The organism is Treponema phagedenis, from assembly GCF_008153345.1.
GTDB lineage: Bacteria > Spirochaetota > Spirochaetia > Treponematales > Treponemataceae > Treponema > Treponema phagedenis.
Genome location: NZ_CP042818.1, coordinates 2,572,682 through 2,588,581, shown reverse-complemented (window position 1 = coordinate 2,588,581; position 15,900 = coordinate 2,572,682). Strand labels below are relative to the sequence as shown.

Annotated in this window: 18 protein-coding genes; 4 read left to right on the top strand and 14 right to left on the bottom strand. The window is 35.5% G+C overall.

Annotated elements, in window-relative coordinates; translation table 11 throughout:
• Positions 1–49: 49 nt before the first annotated feature.
• Genes FUT79_RS11365 through FUT79_RS11350 form a run of 4 tightly spaced genes read left to right on the top strand, consistent with a single transcriptional unit; the run spans position 50 to position 4,468 of the window.
• The gene (locus tag FUT79_RS11365; RefSeq protein WP_162147463.1) at positions 50–1,093 is read left to right on the top strand and encodes a restriction endonuclease; all 1,044 of its coding nucleotides are present in this window, start codon (positions 50–52) and stop codon (positions 1,091–1,093) included.
• 43 nt (positions 1,094–1,136) lie between these two features.
• Positions 1,137–1,958, top strand: coding sequence for an FHIPEP family type III secretion protein (locus FUT79_RS11360; protein WP_024753246.1), 822 nt, complete (start codon positions 1,137–1,139; stop codon positions 1,956–1,958).
• Complete coding sequence (locus FUT79_RS11355) at positions 1,955–3,439, top strand: TrkA-related ion transporter (RefSeq protein WP_148889684.1); 1,485 nt, start codon at positions 1,955–1,957, stop codon at positions 3,437–3,439. The genes FUT79_RS11360 and FUT79_RS11355 overlap by 4 nt, the downstream gene beginning before the upstream one ends.
• A 42-nt stretch (positions 3,440–3,481) precedes the next feature.
• Entirely contained in the window at positions 3,482–4,468 is a 987-nt protein-coding gene (locus FUT79_RS11350; protein WP_024753248.1) for a helix-turn-helix transcriptional regulator, read from the top strand.
• Between the two features lie 227 nt (positions 4,469–4,695).
• Here FUT79_RS11350 and FUT79_RS15785 read toward each other — a convergent pair whose 3' ends face one another.
• The 14 genes from FUT79_RS15785 to FUT79_RS15160 all read right to left on the bottom strand — a co-directional run bounded on the left by FUT79_RS15785 (position 4,696) and on the right by FUT79_RS15160 (position 15,883).
• Complete coding sequence (locus tag FUT79_RS15785; protein WP_269410008.1) at positions 4,696–4,827, bottom strand: hypothetical protein; 132 nt, start codon at positions 4,825–4,827, stop codon at positions 4,696–4,698.
• Positions 4,828–4,849: 22 nt separating this feature from the next.
• A complete protein-coding gene (locus FUT79_RS11345; RefSeq protein WP_024753249.1) occupies positions 4,850–5,284 on the bottom strand; it encodes a hypothetical protein in 435 nt (144 codons plus the stop codon).
• Between the two features lie 108 nt (positions 5,285–5,392).
• Positions 5,393–5,866, bottom strand: coding sequence for a lecithin retinol acyltransferase family protein (locus FUT79_RS11340; RefSeq protein WP_148884005.1), 474 nt, complete (start codon positions 5,864–5,866; stop codon positions 5,393–5,395).
• A 170-nt stretch (positions 5,867–6,036) separates the two neighbouring features.
• Positions 6,037–6,687 carry a hypothetical protein gene (locus FUT79_RS11335; protein ID WP_044634382.1) on the bottom strand — a complete coding sequence of 217 codons (651 nt, stop codon included), beginning with the start codon at positions 6,685–6,687 and terminating at the stop codon, positions 6,037–6,039.
• Entirely contained in the window at positions 6,675–7,148 is a 474-nt protein-coding gene (locus tag FUT79_RS11330; protein WP_044634381.1) for a hypothetical protein, read from the bottom strand. Before FUT79_RS11330 ends, FUT79_RS11335 begins: the two co-directional genes overlap by 13 nt.
• On the bottom strand, positions 7,114–7,605 hold the full coding sequence (locus tag FUT79_RS11325) for a cyclic GMP-AMP synthase DncV-like nucleotidyltransferase (protein WP_044634380.1): 492 nt from the start codon (positions 7,603–7,605) through the stop codon (positions 7,114–7,116). The genes FUT79_RS11330 and FUT79_RS11325 overlap by 35 nt, the downstream gene beginning before the upstream one ends.
• Before the next feature lie 4 nt (positions 7,606–7,609).
• Complete coding sequence (locus tag FUT79_RS11320; protein ID WP_052812457.1) at positions 7,610–8,590, bottom strand: CBASS cGAMP-activated phospholipase; 981 nt, start codon at positions 8,588–8,590, stop codon at positions 7,610–7,612.
• Positions 8,591–8,617: 27 nt separating this feature from the next.
• On the bottom strand, positions 8,618–8,842 hold the full coding sequence (locus FUT79_RS11315) for a DUF2188 domain-containing protein (RefSeq protein WP_044634379.1): 225 nt from the start codon (positions 8,840–8,842) through the stop codon (positions 8,618–8,620).
• A gap of 650 nt (positions 8,843–9,492) precedes the next feature.
• Positions 9,493–10,167 (bottom strand): zinc ribbon domain-containing protein, encoded by a 675-nt coding sequence (locus FUT79_RS11310; RefSeq protein WP_044634378.1) that lies wholly within the window; start codon positions 10,165–10,167, stop codon positions 9,493–9,495.
• Complete coding sequence (locus tag FUT79_RS11305) at positions 10,167–11,747, bottom strand: dynamin family protein (RefSeq protein ID WP_044634377.1); 1,581 nt, start codon at positions 11,745–11,747, stop codon at positions 10,167–10,169. The genes FUT79_RS11310 and FUT79_RS11305 overlap by 1 nt, the downstream gene beginning before the upstream one ends.
• On the bottom strand, positions 11,740–14,010 hold the full coding sequence (locus tag FUT79_RS11300) for a dynamin family protein (RefSeq protein WP_044634376.1): 2,271 nt from the start codon (positions 14,008–14,010) through the stop codon (positions 11,740–11,742). Before FUT79_RS11300 ends, FUT79_RS11305 begins: the two co-directional genes overlap by 8 nt.
• 184 nt (positions 14,011–14,194) lie before the next feature.
• Complete coding sequence (locus FUT79_RS11295; RefSeq protein WP_148889683.1) at positions 14,195–14,908, bottom strand: hypothetical protein; 714 nt, start codon at positions 14,906–14,908, stop codon at positions 14,195–14,197.
• A 55-nt stretch (positions 14,909–14,963) separates the two neighbouring features.
• Positions 14,964–15,701, bottom strand: a complete 738-nt coding sequence (locus FUT79_RS11290; RefSeq protein WP_044634823.1) for a P-loop NTPase family protein — start codon at positions 15,699–15,701, stop codon at positions 14,964–14,966.
• 8 nt (positions 15,702–15,709) lie between these two features.
• Entirely contained in the window at positions 15,710–15,883 is a 174-nt protein-coding gene (locus tag FUT79_RS15160; RefSeq protein ID WP_156144689.1) for a hypothetical protein, read from the bottom strand.
• Between the last annotated feature and the right edge of the window lie 17 nt (positions 15,884–15,900).

Genomic DNA, 15,900 nt, shown 5'->3' with positions numbered 1-15,900 from the left:
GCAAATTACTGAGCATAAACAAAAAACAGATTTGATGGGAGATAAAATTATGAACTATTGGTTGCACAGAATTGCTCATTTGGAACCGGTGAGTTATCCGTTGCTTGAAAACGGATTATTGTCGATTGGGTTTTCAGACTTTTGTAATGAAACATTTTTAAACAAAGTATCAAATGCCGATGAGGATTTTTTTGATAATGCGTTTCAAAAAAACTGGGGTCACAAATCAAGAAATAGGAAGAACCTTTGGCGGTTTATTGCTGAAATGGATAAAGGGGATTGGGTTATCGTGCCTTCATGGAAAAGTTTTTCGGTTTATGAAATAACCGAATCTTGTGCATTGTTAGCTTCGGATAAAACACTTACCTTGCCGAAGGCTGACTGGAACGGTACAAGTATTGAGTATGATAGCAAGACCGGTTTATTAAAATTGCAGGGTGAAGCAGAATATTTAGATTTAGGGTTTGTGAGAAAAGTAAAACCCATTTGTTTGGATATTCCGCGTGCAGAGTATGCCGACAGTAAATTAACGGCACGTATGAAAATACAAAGAACCAATGCCGATATTTCTGATTTAAAGGAAAGCATTGAAGACGCAATTAAAAATTTCAAAGCGAAAAAACCGATTAATTTAAAATCCGAACTTATGAATAAATCAATCAAGAGTTGGAAAGCTCTTATTAAAAAATGTTTGCAGCCTGAAAAGTTCGAAAAACTTGTGCAAAAATATTTTGAAGCGGCAAGAGCAAATAGCGTTATCATTCCGCCGAAAAATCCTTCGGGGAAGGAAGGTTCGGAAGATGTCGATGTGATTGCATATTTTGAAAACATTAAAACTGCGATAAATGTTCAGGTAAAATTTCACGACGGTGAAACTTCCGACTGGGCAATTCAACAAATAACTGAGTTCGCAAAAATAAAAGGCAATAATTCTGACGGCTATGTAAATCAGTATTGGGTTATATCGATGGCTGACAGCTTTTCTGAAGAAAGCTACAAAATGGCAATAGAACATAATTGTGTGTTAATTAACGGGGATGACTTTGTTGAGATGTTACTCAATGTCGGCATTCAAAATTTGGACGATATTTAACGCCTGATTAAAAGTGAACCTGTGTATTATCAAACGGAAAATTATGTACAAACTAAAAAAGATATGTTCCGTCGCTTTTGAAATACCGCTTGTGTTTGTTGCGATTGCGTGTTTGTCTTTTCCGCTCATCGTGATCGCAATGCCGCTGCCGATACGGGCAATTGAAATTCTTATCGCGTGCAGCTTTTTATGGGCGAAAGCTCTTTCACTTGAAGCGGTGTGGAACTACAAAAATAAAACAATATCTTCATGTTTGTTTTGGTATTGCTTCTTTTCATTTGCAGTGGAATTCGCTTCCCTGCGGATGATTTTAATGTTCGGCACAGCGGAAAATAAAATACCGTTTCTCCGCTACTTCGCTAATCATCAACTCAATTATATCGTAGGTTCTTCAGTTTCTTTGCTTCTCTTATTTTTTGTGCTATTGCTTATACGTATAAAATTTTGTAGAATGGAAATGTCTATCGCAAGGATTCTTTTTACTGCTATTCCTCAGCCATGTGATGAGCAATGTATCCAAGAACAATTTCGTACTAATAAAATTACTGAAGAAGAGAAGGATAGAACAATAAAGAATACGCGAATCGAACATAAATTTATTGATGAGTCTCAGTGTCTAATAAAAGTTTTCAAGATCAATGTTATGGCACCGCTTTGTATTTTTGTACTTACACTGGCAGGCGGGATAGCAATAGGGCACTATCAGTATCATCTTTCGTTTAAAGCAGCAATACAACAATATGCAATGCCAGTTACGCTTACTACCTGCATGGTATTTGTGCCGATTATGATGTTGTACTCCGGAATGGTGTATAAACGTGAGAATTATGTTCCAAAAACTGCATTCAAGGATCAAGCGGTATGATAGACAGAAGTAAACTGACACGCCAAAAAGGTATCAAAGGATTTTTATGGTGGTATCTTGAAAGTGAAAATAATTCCAAAACAATTTTCACTGATATTATCATTTTTCTGGCTGTATTACTTTCTGTAAGCTTAACTATTTTTGAATTGGTTCATCAAAATAAAGATTTACCTTTATGGATATTTCAGCTTGATTATGCATTAAGTATATTTTTCATTATTGAATATGCGATGCGTTTTTATATTTCGACTGATTTTATCTATGATACAAAAACAAAGGGATTTGCTTCAGCCGTAAAGCATAAAGCGGCATGGATTTTTTCACTGTCTGCGTTATTGGATTTAATTGCGCTCTTCCCGCTCATTCGCTTTTTACGTGTGTTGCGTGCGTTTCAATTTTTGCGCTTTATTAAATTACTTCGGCTCGTACGCATAGTAAAGCTTCGCAGTCTTTTTATCCATATTTCGTTATTTGTGCGGAGCTTACGAGAATCGTCTTTTTCATTTTTAATTTTATTTATCGCAACATTACTCGTTGTAGTCTTAAATTCAATCGGTTTATTTTTAGCTGAAAGCAAAGCAGGTGGAACGACTTCGTTTTTTCCGTCTTTTGTGTATATGTTAAAACTGATTGGTTTTACAGATGATCGTCCGACAACGATTCTCGGAAAGGTGTTTGCGTCATTGACGCTTTTTGCCAATATCGCTTTTATTGGATTTTTTATTTCAATCATATCATCAAAAATGGGAGAAATTATGGATAATGTAAAAAAAGGTAAAACGGGAAATTTAAATATTAAAGATCATATTGTTTTATGCGGATATACCAGCTCCTCAAAAAAAGTGATCGAAGAATTAGTGAACAACAAAAAATATTGTTCTAAAAAAATTGTGTTGATTACGGAAAAAGAAAATCCTGATATCGGCGGTATTATTTATGTAAACGGAGACTATTCCGATATTGAGATGTTGCGTAAAGTAAATATAAAAGATGCAACTCTTGCCGTCGTTTTTTCCGAAAGCAAAAAAAATGAAACCATTAAAAATGTCGATATGCGTACCGTTTTAACCGTGTACAATATTGAACAGGAAAATTCAGCCGTACACACCATTGCCGAAATCATTAATGAAAAGAATGCCGAAATTATACAAGAAAAAATTAAAGGCGATGAAATTGTTTTTAAAGATACAATCGATGCACACTTAATTGTAAACTGTATCAGGCACCCCTTTATTTCTTCGATGCTTTATAATTTTTTGAACTTGGATGGGAGAATTTTAAATGAGGAAAAACTAAGCTATTTCGGATTCAACGAGCCTACAACATTTAAATCGCTAAAACAGCATCAAGTTGAATCGGATATTGTGATTATCGGTTATATTGATTCACGGAACAATGCATATTTGGCACCTCAGAGTGATGTCCGCATTGAACCAAGCGATAGAATAATTTATATTGATGAAGCGCAAAAAAAGCAGTAGGGATAATTACTTTTTTTATAAACGCATAATACTAACGCAACTATGTCAAAAACAAAACGGCTTGAAGTAAATCATTTGATGTTGGAACGGCTTGTGTATATTCACCAAGAACTGAGTGCGGTATCTTACCCGAATTGTACGCAGCTTGCCAAAAAACTTGAATGCAGTGTATCGACCATAAACCGCGACATCGAATTTTTACGCGATAGGTTTTATGCCCCGATTATATATGACTATACAAAAAGAGGCTATTGCTACTCAAGGGACTATACGCTGCCGTTTACCGCACTTTCGCCGAAAGATGCAAGTATTCTTTCTCAAGTGAAAATTTTACTGGCTCACTACAAAGGCACGCCGCTTTATAAAGAGGTGCGTGATGTTCTCGATATGCTATTGCCTCAGAATGTAGCATACGATACCGAATGTATGCAGCGGATTACTGTTCCGCCCGTCCCGCCGATACGGATTGGCGAGAAGGTTTGGAATAAAGTCTATACGGCAATGCGCAATAGTGCGATCATTGAATTTGATTACAACGGAAGGCACCGCACCGAAACGACGCACCGACGTGTGCACCCGTACCAGATTTTAATTGACGAAGGTTTATGTTTTGTATTCGGCTTTTGTGAGTTGCGGAATGCGGAACGCCTCTTTTGTCTTTCGCGAATGCGGAATCTCATCGTAACTAAAAACAAGTTTCGCCTGCCGAAAGATTTTGACTTTTCTTCCCGATGCGGTGGCGGAAAGTTCGGCTCGTTTATTGAAACGACGGTGCAAAAATACACTATTCAATTTTACGGTCCCGCCCGCCAATATGTCAAAGATTATCTTTGGGCTGATGATCAGAAAATAATCGATTACGATGATGAAGGCATTACGGAAATTACTTTTTCGTCTGCACAAACTTATCGCGTTCTTGAATGGGTGTTGTCGCAAGGCTCAAATGCACGGCCGATTAGTCCTGTTTTTTTTGTTGTCGAGTGGAAAAGCGAAATTAAACGCATGGCGGATTCGGCAGGGGAGAATTGAAGTACGTGAGCGGAGGCAAGAGGCAAGCATTTTATTTATCTTGCAGCTGACTTAAAGTAACGGCTTTTTTAATAAAAGCGTTGAGAAGCAGTATGGCACAATTAAATTAATCTTTAATAACGCGGAGTTGGATTTTACGGAACGAAACAAAAGCAAGGAAAGGAGGCTAGCCCGTCATTATACTATAACTCAAAAGGGGACGGCGAGAGATAGAATAGGGGAGATTTCTATTGTGTCTTGACAAGTACATGGGACAAAATAAAAAAAACACTTGACTTTATTTTTTTTTCTATAATAGAAAACATCATTTTATTTTCAAAAATGGCTTCAAAATTTTTATCAAAATCAGTTCTTTCCATATTTTTACTCCTTTGGAAATAATTATTTCTCAGTTGTTTGTTTTCTTCTCAGTACTACTCTTCCATTTTTCACTTCACATTCTTCGTAGTTTTTTAGTACATCTTTTATGACCGAAGCTGCTATCCCAATAGCGAAAGCAACTACTCCAGCAATAATTGCTACTTCAGCTGTTGTAAGAACTATTGTTGTTCCGCCAAAAGCAATCGCAGCGGCAAGACTAGCCGGTGCAGCACCAACTAATGATAAACCGCCGGTTACCGGTGCTAATATCACTCCTGCAATAAGTCCACCGATACCGAGAACACCACCACCAATAGCAACGCCCTTTCGAATTTTTTTAGCTTTGAGAGCCTTTTTAATTCCTTTTGCCATTTCACCTTCAAATATTATTTTATCCGGAAGCTCTTTTTTCACACGTTCAAAATCATTCTTTGTTCTTACGATTATTTCACTCATAATTTCTCTCCTTCTCTCACAAGTTCCTTCTCTTGTGAACTCAAAAATATTTTGTTCGCTTTTTGATTTAAGCCTTCAAAAAGCAAGCGGTTTCTTCATTCTCAACCATTACTCCTCATCTCGGTTAAGCATTTTCAACACACCGGCTACAATCGCTCCAATCGATATGACGACGGCAGCGGTCACGGCTTGATGCACTTGTGCCGAATCGGAAATACCGGTTTTACACCACACGGCAAAATGCTCGCAGTTGTTAAAAATGAGGTTGTACTTTTTTTCTCCGAGTCGTAAATATGCTCTTTTAACCGTTTCATCCGCAGAGTACAGTGTATACTTTTTCGGGTCAAGCCGGCACACTTTTACTTCAAAACCGTCTGCAAAATCGGCAAGACTCGCTTCTTGTACTTTTATATCCACCCCAAAATTGCTGCTTTTATCGGAGTAGTGAACAACTGTGTTATTGCCGATATAAATTCCGTAATGCTTGTATAAACCCTTATTCACAAAAATAATGTCGCCCCTTTGAAGTTCCTCCGACAAGGATATCGCCTGAGCGGGCTGAATAGCTAGATTCTTTTTCATTTTATCATTCTCCTTAAGTCTTCCACTCCTCCGGTAGCGGAATGCACTCTGTGCTTTTGCACTTCGGGCAGCGGATGGGAAACAAGGCTTTTGCTATGACATTGAACGGAGAAAAACTTCCGACTCGTTTCGAAAAGCCGTATCCACAGTCTAAGCATTTGTATAGATTATTATTCTATAAAATTGACGGTTTTTATAATATCTTTGTAATATTTTTTTAAATTATCAAATCCTATTCTTCTTAATCGTTCAATTTTGGTAATATATTTTTTTATAAGGAGAGGTTGTTGTTCTTTAGAAAACAGTTTTTTAAATTTTTTAATTTTAGCTGCCCAAGCTAGCGGTAAAATAACTTTATTTTTATCACTATAGGATAGATCAAAAAAATCAGTCAAAGTTTCAATATACCCTTCGTAACCATGGCTGCGATCTCCGTAAATATCTTTTTTTTTACCGGATTGTTTCCAGTATTTAAAAGAAATAAAATATGGAATAAGAAAGAGGTTAATATAGTCGGATATGGATTTAGAATTTAGCAAACCTAACGAAATATCAATTGGCGTTGCAACGCATAGTGCACCGTCTTTAAATTTATGATCATAATCAATAGCATTATCAACATCAAATACTTCCGGTGGAATGTCAGGATAATTATTGTTCATAATTATTTTTAATCTTGGGGCGGCTTCCATAACAAAACCTTTATATTTACCGCGTAAAATAAAACGCCCTTCAAAAATTACCTGAGCACCTTTTCTTTGTATCGAAACTTCCGGGAATTCTCTTCTAATACAATCAATACTTGATTCTATATTTCCCAAGGTTTTGCTCCTCTATTAAATTCTTTAATGGGAGCGGTTTTTTTATCTTCCAACTTAGGAAACCTATCACCAAATTGTTCTTGCAAGATAAGGGAAGCTCGGTTGTTGGAAGCATTTTTTATTGCAGCTGTAATATCATCGTATAAATCACTTAAATTTGTGATTAGTAATTGTTTTTCCTCCTTTGAATAATTTTTCCATAAATCTTCATACGGAGAAACAGGCTTCAATATTTTACTGTTTTTATTAAGTGATAGCAAGCATTTGCTTAAGGTGTTATGTAATGCAACATCATCCAGCTCATCTTTGCAAAAATTATTTACGGCTAAAATGGTTAATTCAATGCTTGAAAAATCAAATCGTCTATAATCGCGCCATGCTTTTAAATATCGTATAACACGATTAGTTTGTTCATTTTCTCTGTATTTATAAAAACCAGTCTTTAAACTCTTTTGAATCACTTGCAATCCATTTATTTAATTCTATATCCGCCAGTTTTGCATGGTTCTTTTTCATAACATAAATAGGAAAATCAATATGAAAATCTCCTGCATAAATGAGACGCACACAAGAAGTTTTATCTTTACATCCGTCTTTTGTATGAGCTTCTAAAGCATCGGTAATAAGTTTATGAGCTTCTTTCGGTGTGGGCCAGGTAGTTTCATTTTCTAATAAATGTTGCAAATAGATTCCATCATCAATATCCACTTCATTATCACCAATCGGATTTAATGCCGTGTTAATTGTAAAAGAACCTTGCGACATAAATTTGGGCTGATTTAATTTTAATTCATCTTTAAAATATTTTCGTATTTTATCGCGAACAACATCTCGTCGATGAAGAAGCTCTTCTTTTTTCTTTTTAGTCAGTTTAATTTTACTATCAAAATCAATAAAAGCTTGATGTAAATTTGTCATAATTTTACTCCTTAAAAAATTTTATTATATCCGATTTGTTCTTATTAAAATCATGATTACTTAATTCGGATAACATAGAATACGCCCTCGGACTGACATAATCCAATGATAATTTTTTATATTCTTTTTTATTAGCTAAATTTTTGCTTTCAATTCTTAAATATTTTTCTACAAAAAGAGCTTTATTTCTGGAAATAAAGCTTAAAATATCATCCGTTCCAAACGAGGATATTTTCATAGGAACGGAAACTATTTTATTCATCCACTTTATTAAGCCGGATTTTCTGTCTTCAACCGAAACGGTTTCTTTAATTGCTGATAACGGATTTCCTATCGATAAAACATTTATTCTTTCGTATTCCTTATCTGCACCTACAAAATAGGTACAAGCTTCGATCACAGCAAAAAGAGCCGGATTGTTTTGCCATAAGCCGCCGTCTACAAGTCCCCGATAATTACCAAAACGATGTAGCGGAAAATAAGTAGGAGCAGCCGAGGTCGCAAGTGCAATATCTACTAATTTTGTATTAAGGTCGCGTGTTAAACTTCCATTGTGATCTGTTTTAAAAATAAGCGGTTGACAATTTGATACATCAATCGCAGGGATCAAGATTTTTGTTTGGCAGTCTTTGACCTTTTTATTATCAAAAAATTTTGTGAGCGCTTCGCATAATGGCAAAGCCGAGTATCTGTATGTAATTAGCCAACATAATTTTGTATACCACTTTTTATTAAATATTTGATTCCCGTATTTTTCATAAAACGAAACAATTTCACAGGCTTTTCTACCTAATGCCAAGCCCAAAGCAATAATGCCGCCGGTAGATGTTCCTGCGATTAAATCAAATTTTGATGCATAAGTTTCTTCTTTTGTAAAAAACTCTTTCTCAATAAGGGTAAGTATCTTTGCGGAATAAAGCCCCAATATACCACCGCCATCGATAGAAAGTATGTTGAAAGCTTTTTGTGTTTTTTTTGCTGTCAATAGTTAAAACAGAGTCCACTATATATCTTATCCTTTTACATTACGAGGATCATTCCCATGAGAGTCTCTTTCTTGAATACTACCGTCTTTAGCATGAATAAATAATTCAGTGCCATGTTTACGGCTCAACTCCCGACCTTTATCAATCGCTTCTTGTTTTGTATCTACATGGATAGAGGCTCTGTTGCTTCCTGCTCGTTTAACATCCCAGCCACCTTCCGGATTGGGTACAATGTGATGTGAATCTACCATTTTTAAAACTCCTTTGTAGTAATTTACATACTATAATGTAGGGATAATTAATCAAAAAGTAAATAGTTTTTTTTAATTTTTTTACCTTGCAGGTACATAAATTGGACAGCTTTATGAGTAGCAGCATTATCGGCATGTGGCTGGCAGTATTGCCGGCTTGTGAGCGGCTATAGTACGAGCTTATTAACTGTATATTACTTTTAGAGCTAAATAAGTGAGAGATTTCTACTGCCTCCCACCTATTGTTTGATTTCTCCTTAAGTCTTCCACTCGTCAGGTAGCGGAATGCACTTTGTGCTTTTGCACTTCGGACAACGGATGGGAAACAAGGCTTTTGTTACGACATTGAACGGAGAAAAACTTCCGACGCGTTTCGAAAAGCGGTGTCCACAGTCTAAGCATTTGTAGTACTGTTGTTGTCCGGAGGACGGAGAAGTAAGGGGATTGTTAGGTATCATTGTAAAGCTCCTTTAGAGATAATTATAAAGTTCCTATAAATTCAGCGGTGAGTGTGCTTCAGCACACGAATAAGCTGAATTCAGTGTGCGATAAGCACACAGATAAATAAGCGAGTTTTGCAATTCGGTTTGCCAAGCAAAACTTGACCGGCTAATGAGGCACGGTAACTCGTGCAGAAATTAACCAGTGAATTAATCACGCAAAACTGATCTTATTTCTTCAAGGCAATATGCAAGTTGGTCTGCATGATAGAATTCACTTGCTATGCCGGTGTGTAATTTTTCGGATATTTCAAGATACGGAATAACAGTTTTATTATTTACATCTGTTTTTATATAGAGCACATCATGGGTAAAAACTAATCCGAAACAGCTAAACTGACAATCACGATAATTTATAGGTTTCGTTGCGTTGAAATTAAAAATCTCAATAAATCCGTAAATATTGCGTCTCTTTATGTTCGAAATAATATATGTTTCAATTGCATAAAAGAGTTCAGAGTTATCTTGAATTTCACCAAAGCTATGATAATACTTTCGATTTTCCTTATCTGTTTTACCGCTTTTTCCCTTCAATAACAGTAAGGAAGGAAGAAAAATTTTAAATGTATTGCATTCGTTATAAATCTTTGGTAAATAGTTTGAAACAATTTCTTTTATTTTACTTTTATGTACTTCAAGCAAAGAGAGCTCTTTTGTGTTTTTATGATGTTTTAAATCATAGCCGCAAAAAGGACAAAATTGCCATTGTTCATTTACTTCAGCATTGCAATTCTCACATTGCAGTAGTTCAAATTGTGCTGCACCGCACATATCACAAAACTTTGCATCACTCGGCAGCAAAGTTCCGCATTTTTGACATTTCATTATAAAACCCCCTTACCGCATTTTTGACAAAACTTTTGATTTGCTTTTAAGTGATTACCACAGTTAATACAAAAATGAGGCTCACTTATTTTTTCAGAATTTAACGAAAGAGAATTACTTCTGCGAGCAATATGCGAAAGTGATACATTAAAAACTTCTGTGACTACCTTTTGCATTTTTTCACATAAGTCGCTTGCTTGATCAATATCTGAAAAGTCATTTTTAATCATGACATTGAGTTCTTGTTTCAGTTTACTTATCTCACTTGAAATATCGGCTAACTCACTTTCATTTTTCTCATCATCGTATTGACTATCAAAAGCTTCATAGCGCTTTTTATCAAAACGAGCTTTGTAATAATCGCGGGTATTTTCGATATTACCTTTAATTTTACGAAAATTATTTTCAATAATTGCCAATGTTCGTATAAAACTTTTATTATGTTCAATTCGTTTTTTATCAGCAGCTATATACGCATCAAATACTTTTTGAATCTTATCTACTATTTTTTCTACCTTGTTTGTATTCGGAACATTGCACGATTCCAAAAATTCATGTAACGGAATTCCTTTGTGATACGAGAGCGACTCATCTTGTTCTGTAAATTTATTTTTTGCACTGTAAAGTCCAAATCCTTCAAACTTAATTCCTTTATCGATTAAAAGTTTGTAACTAGTATCTAAAATTTGTTCACATTCATCACTTGGTTTTAAGTCTGCTTTATTTGCAACAATATAAATTTTTAAGTCAGGGTTTTGTTCCTGTATTGTTGCGAGTTCATGAAGTTCATCATCCGTAAATGTTCCCGCATCGCAATTAAAACACCAAAGTACTGCATTTGCATTTGTGACTGCACTTGCGGCTGCCGCATAATCACTTTCCGTTTCATGTGCGGCTTCAAAACCCGGTGTATCAATAAAACAGAGATTATTAAAATTGCTCACAAAGCTGTTTTTAACAACGATATGATGAATAATTTTCTTTATATTCAAATTAAATGCTTCAATCTTCCCGTAACGAAATAGTTTAAAAATATTTTCGGGCACTTGCACGCGTCCGCCGCTATATGAAAACCCCGTAATATCCAATTCGGAGCCATTCATAACATAGGAAGAAATTGCCGTTGCTTGATCCATTGCGATTGGAAGTACTATTTTTTTTGAAGCAAAAAAACTGTTAATAAACGATGATTTTCCGCTGGAAAAAGAACCGACAACCGCAACAATGGTTTTATTCAGTAAGGCTTCATCATATGGTATAAATTTTAAATCATTTTCAACTTTTTGCAGTGCAAGAAGACATTGCGCTTCTTCAGCGAGACTGTCATTCCGGTTCGCATACTTCATATAGTCATTATACAAAAGCCTTTGGTATTTTTGAAAAGCATCATTCACTTCCGGTTTTGCATTGATAACATTCGCAACAAAATCCATTTTATATTTTCTTTCATCAAGCTCTTTTTGTAAATTTTTAATTTGCAGACTGATTTCTTTTGAAACTTCTGCAGATTCTGTTTTATGCCTACTGCTTGATTTTATCTTTTCAGTTTCAAGGTCATCATCGTGTTTTACATTAAACATTTAATTTCTCCACATCTGAGCGCATTCGTTTAATAGTTTCAAGTGCAAGTTTCGGCTTTTCCAATTCTCGCTTTCGTTGTTCCAGTTTTGTAATATAACTGTCCAAAAGCCTTGAAGAAAAGTTACAACTTTTGCAATCATCGACTATACGCCGGAGTGTATCACTTATCAGCGATGTAAACTCCCGATTTAATTTACTCACGAATTCATCTGCAAGTGAGAGTATTTTTTCCGCCTGATAATGTGACGAACTGAGTGATGATGAAAAATCAGCCCCGGTGTATTTAAGCGTGTTATAATCAAACTTTATTTCTCCGATGATTGCCCGTGCGTTGCTTGCAATTTCTTTTAATGCAAGATCATCATTTTCATCATAAGTAAAAATTGAAAATTCTTGCCAAGTGTTTTGGGCTAGCTCTGCAATTTTTTGACTTAAGTCTCCTGTGACTTCTCGCATGAAGTCCAAAACATCATTATTATATTCTGCAATATAGTCATCAATTGCACTTCTGATTTTTCCCTCGTTTGCAACGATTACATCGTATGGATATTCTTTTTTCCACCACCAAAAACCACTTGTGCGATACTGTGTTTTTGAATCTTTGGCTTTAGCGATACCGTCGCTTGCGGTTTTTTTTGAATATTTTAAACTACTCAATGCATCCTTTTTCACTGTTCTGTACCATTCTTCTGTACAGTCGTTTAATTTATCGCTGAGTTCTTTTTTGAATATAGAATATTTTCTTTCTGCCGCTTTAATTTCTGCTTCTACATCGGAAATATTCTTTTCTCCTATCGCACGCACCTTGCTATCCAACAGGTCAAGTAGTTCATCTTTTATAGTAACGGCTGCTTCTTTTCGTGTACTTGCGAATGTAGTCAGTTTACGATTAAGTATTTCTACTTTGCGTTCTTTCACTTTTTGAATACACTCAGTAATCGGCTCGATATTGCCCAAGCGTTTGAGCCATTCTTTACTGGTATTCACATCGCCGTCTGAAAAGTAATCATGATAATCACTCGTTAAGCTTTTCCAAGTATGTTTTCTGCCTTCATCCCACGAATCTTTTTTCTCAAATGTTCTATACATTGATTCGCACATACCGCTTGAAAGAAACAAACGAGTATCCGGATCATTAAGTAGCGTATTAAAAACTCCATCATAATTTATCTGTTCTAAATTTCTTGTCGCAGTACGTACAAGAATTTCCTTTATTGTATTGATCACATTATCTAAATCACCGTTTAGTTCTTTATATTCAGGATTATAAAGTTGACTATCAATTTGACTTGCAATCAAATACAATTCCCGTATACCGTTTTTCTTTTGAATCTTTTGCATGACCGACATATCAGTTTTCGAAATAAATTGCCGTGCAGGCGATAAAATTAAAACCACATCACATTCGCGCAATGCCTGTCGCGCTCGTTCATCTCGTGACGGAATAGGATCATTAAAGCCCGGAGTATCAATGATGGAAATACCTTCTAACGCTTTAATGGGCATTTGTAGTCTCACTTTGCTGGTAAAAGGCATGTACTTTCCGTTTGAACCGACATAGTCTTCCAAGCGTCCGGCAATATCCGTTACCGTTGAAACGGTAAATGTTTCACTCCCCAATTTTATCTTTTTTATTGAGTTTTTAATCATTTGATACTGCTCATGTGCACCTACAAGTTCTATTTGATCGCTTAATTCTTGTTTTGCTTTATTCCGAGCTCTTTCTTCCAATGCCTTTTTTTCTTTTGCATCAGGTTTAGTTCTAGTACCTGGTTCTTGTCTTTGCTTCATTTTCGACCAGTTTGTCATGGCTTCAGTTATATTATTTTGTTCCAGCTCCTTGAGTCTCTGTTCGTATGCTTCAGAATTGGCCTTTAATTTTTTTATATCCGCGTCGGTAAAAAAATCAACGGTAACTTTGCATGTTTCGCCATAAGTAAGTTCCGTTAAGGCGGCCGTCATTGGAGTTGCAGCTTTCGGCAAAATATCAATGCCGTCAAAAAACAATGCATTTAAAAGCGATGATTTTCCGGCTTTTACTGCTCCTACAATTCCTATTTTTAAATCACGACTTATTTCTGCAGCTTCTTTATATTCGGCTTTTATTTTTTCTTCATCATCTAATCCGTTGTTCACAAGCAACGTAGAAATCTTTTTTGAAAATTCAGCATCGCTTGCATGTTTAGTTTTTAATGTATCAAATTTTTCTTTTATTGCTAAAACTTCCTGCAACAAATTATCGTTATCATTCATTTTCGTCATAGTTATCGCACCTTACTGTAATATTTAATTTTACCGAAACTTAATTTTAACATGAGCTTCAATGCCGTGTTAAATGTTTTCGGATTTTTCATTCCGCGTATTGTTTTATTGCTGCTTTACATTTGCAGTATAAAACAGCAATATCCGATTTATCCATGCGCTATCCCCACGAATAGATTGCTCATTATGAAATTATTCTTTCCAGTGCAGTATCAATTCTCACGGAACAATTTTCAAGCATTTTAATTTTACTTGTTACCTCAGTATTTATTTCGAGTTCTCTTTGTGCTTGCTCAATTTCTTCTTTTTTCTTTGCCAATTCCGCATCGTACTTTTCGGAAATAGATTCAATCATTTTTGAACTGCTTTCCTTCAATAGCGAAACAATATTTTTCGATAGTTCCCGTTTTATTGGAGGAATTTGTGCAATGATATTTGAACGAATTTTCTGTTCCTGTTTGATTTCCTGCATTTTTCCAAACACCGCGTCAATAATTGTCGGCAAGGCTATAATTATCAATTCCATCCATGGCGCGAGAATCTCTGTTGTAATACCGAAAACTGTTGCCGCTGTTGTTGCTCTATCTCTACCGTGCTTTGTTTTTGCATTTTGCTTTTGACTTGCTAAAAAATTTGAAATAGAGCTTCCGGTTAAGTCAAATAAATTACGAGCAGAGGTTTGTAATGCTTCAATAAATTCAGGAATATCATAGTTTGAAAAAACAGCATCGACATGTGAAAGCTCATCTGCAAATTCAGCAGAAAACCGCGTACTGGTAGTAAGCATAACATCATTAATTTTTGAAGTAACTACACTTTGCACAATTTCATTTATTGCATCTTGTACGGCGGTACCGCCTGAATTTATACCACGATTAACAAGAAAGTCTAAGTTCACATTTATTTCATTACCGACCATATCAGCAATAGCACTTGCCTCGCTTGCAAAATTATTATTTTTTTTCCTGCTCGATAATTTTCATTTTCTTTTCTTCTATTTTATGAAGTGCATTTTCCAAGTCGGCAATAAACTGCTCATTCGTTTTTTTATCTTTTTTTAATGCTGAAATTTTTATGTTAATTGAGTACTTTACATCAAAGCATTCATTTTTAATCGTTTCAAGAAAAACTTTTTTAAAAAGCTCGTTTGCATTAAGTAATTCGGCAAAATTATTAAAAAGCGAAACATCATCTTTGTTAATTTCAAATACGGTTTCAGCTTTTCCGGTTAACATACTTACTTCATTTTGCACCTCATTTTTAACGGCAGCTACTTCGTCAGAACTTCGTAAATCGGTTTTAGAAATAAAGAAACTGCATTCACGCCCGAAGGTAAGTATGTTTTGAATTTGCTTTTTCATTGAAGCTGAAATTGTTCCGGCGTCGACCGGAGTAAGCACAACATAGTGAGAACCTTTATCTAAATAATTAAAAATTGCTTTGTTATGTGCATCCAACGATGAATCAAATCCCGGCATATCCACTAAGACAATCGGCTCTAATTTTTTTAACGCCTCGCTCTTGATGTACCGGCGAAGACAAACATAATTTGTGATGTCGCTATCATCGTTCAATCGTGTTACCATGCCGTCACTTGTAACGCCTTCACAATATTCGCTTTCCGAAAAATAAAGTTCGGAAGGAATTGCCGTTTCAGGATTGATGCCGACCGACAGTACATTTTTTCCCATGAACTTATTCAGCAGTGAACTTTTCCCCGCACTAAACCCCCCACAACCGGAACCAATAATTTTCCGGTGTTCACCGCCTCAATTAACGTTTGCGTACTTGTCGTTTCAAGTTCTGCATCCTTTTCGATCTGAAGCACTTCATCCAATACATCAGAAAAAAGTTTTCTGTTTTCTAATTCCATATTTTTACTCCTTTGGA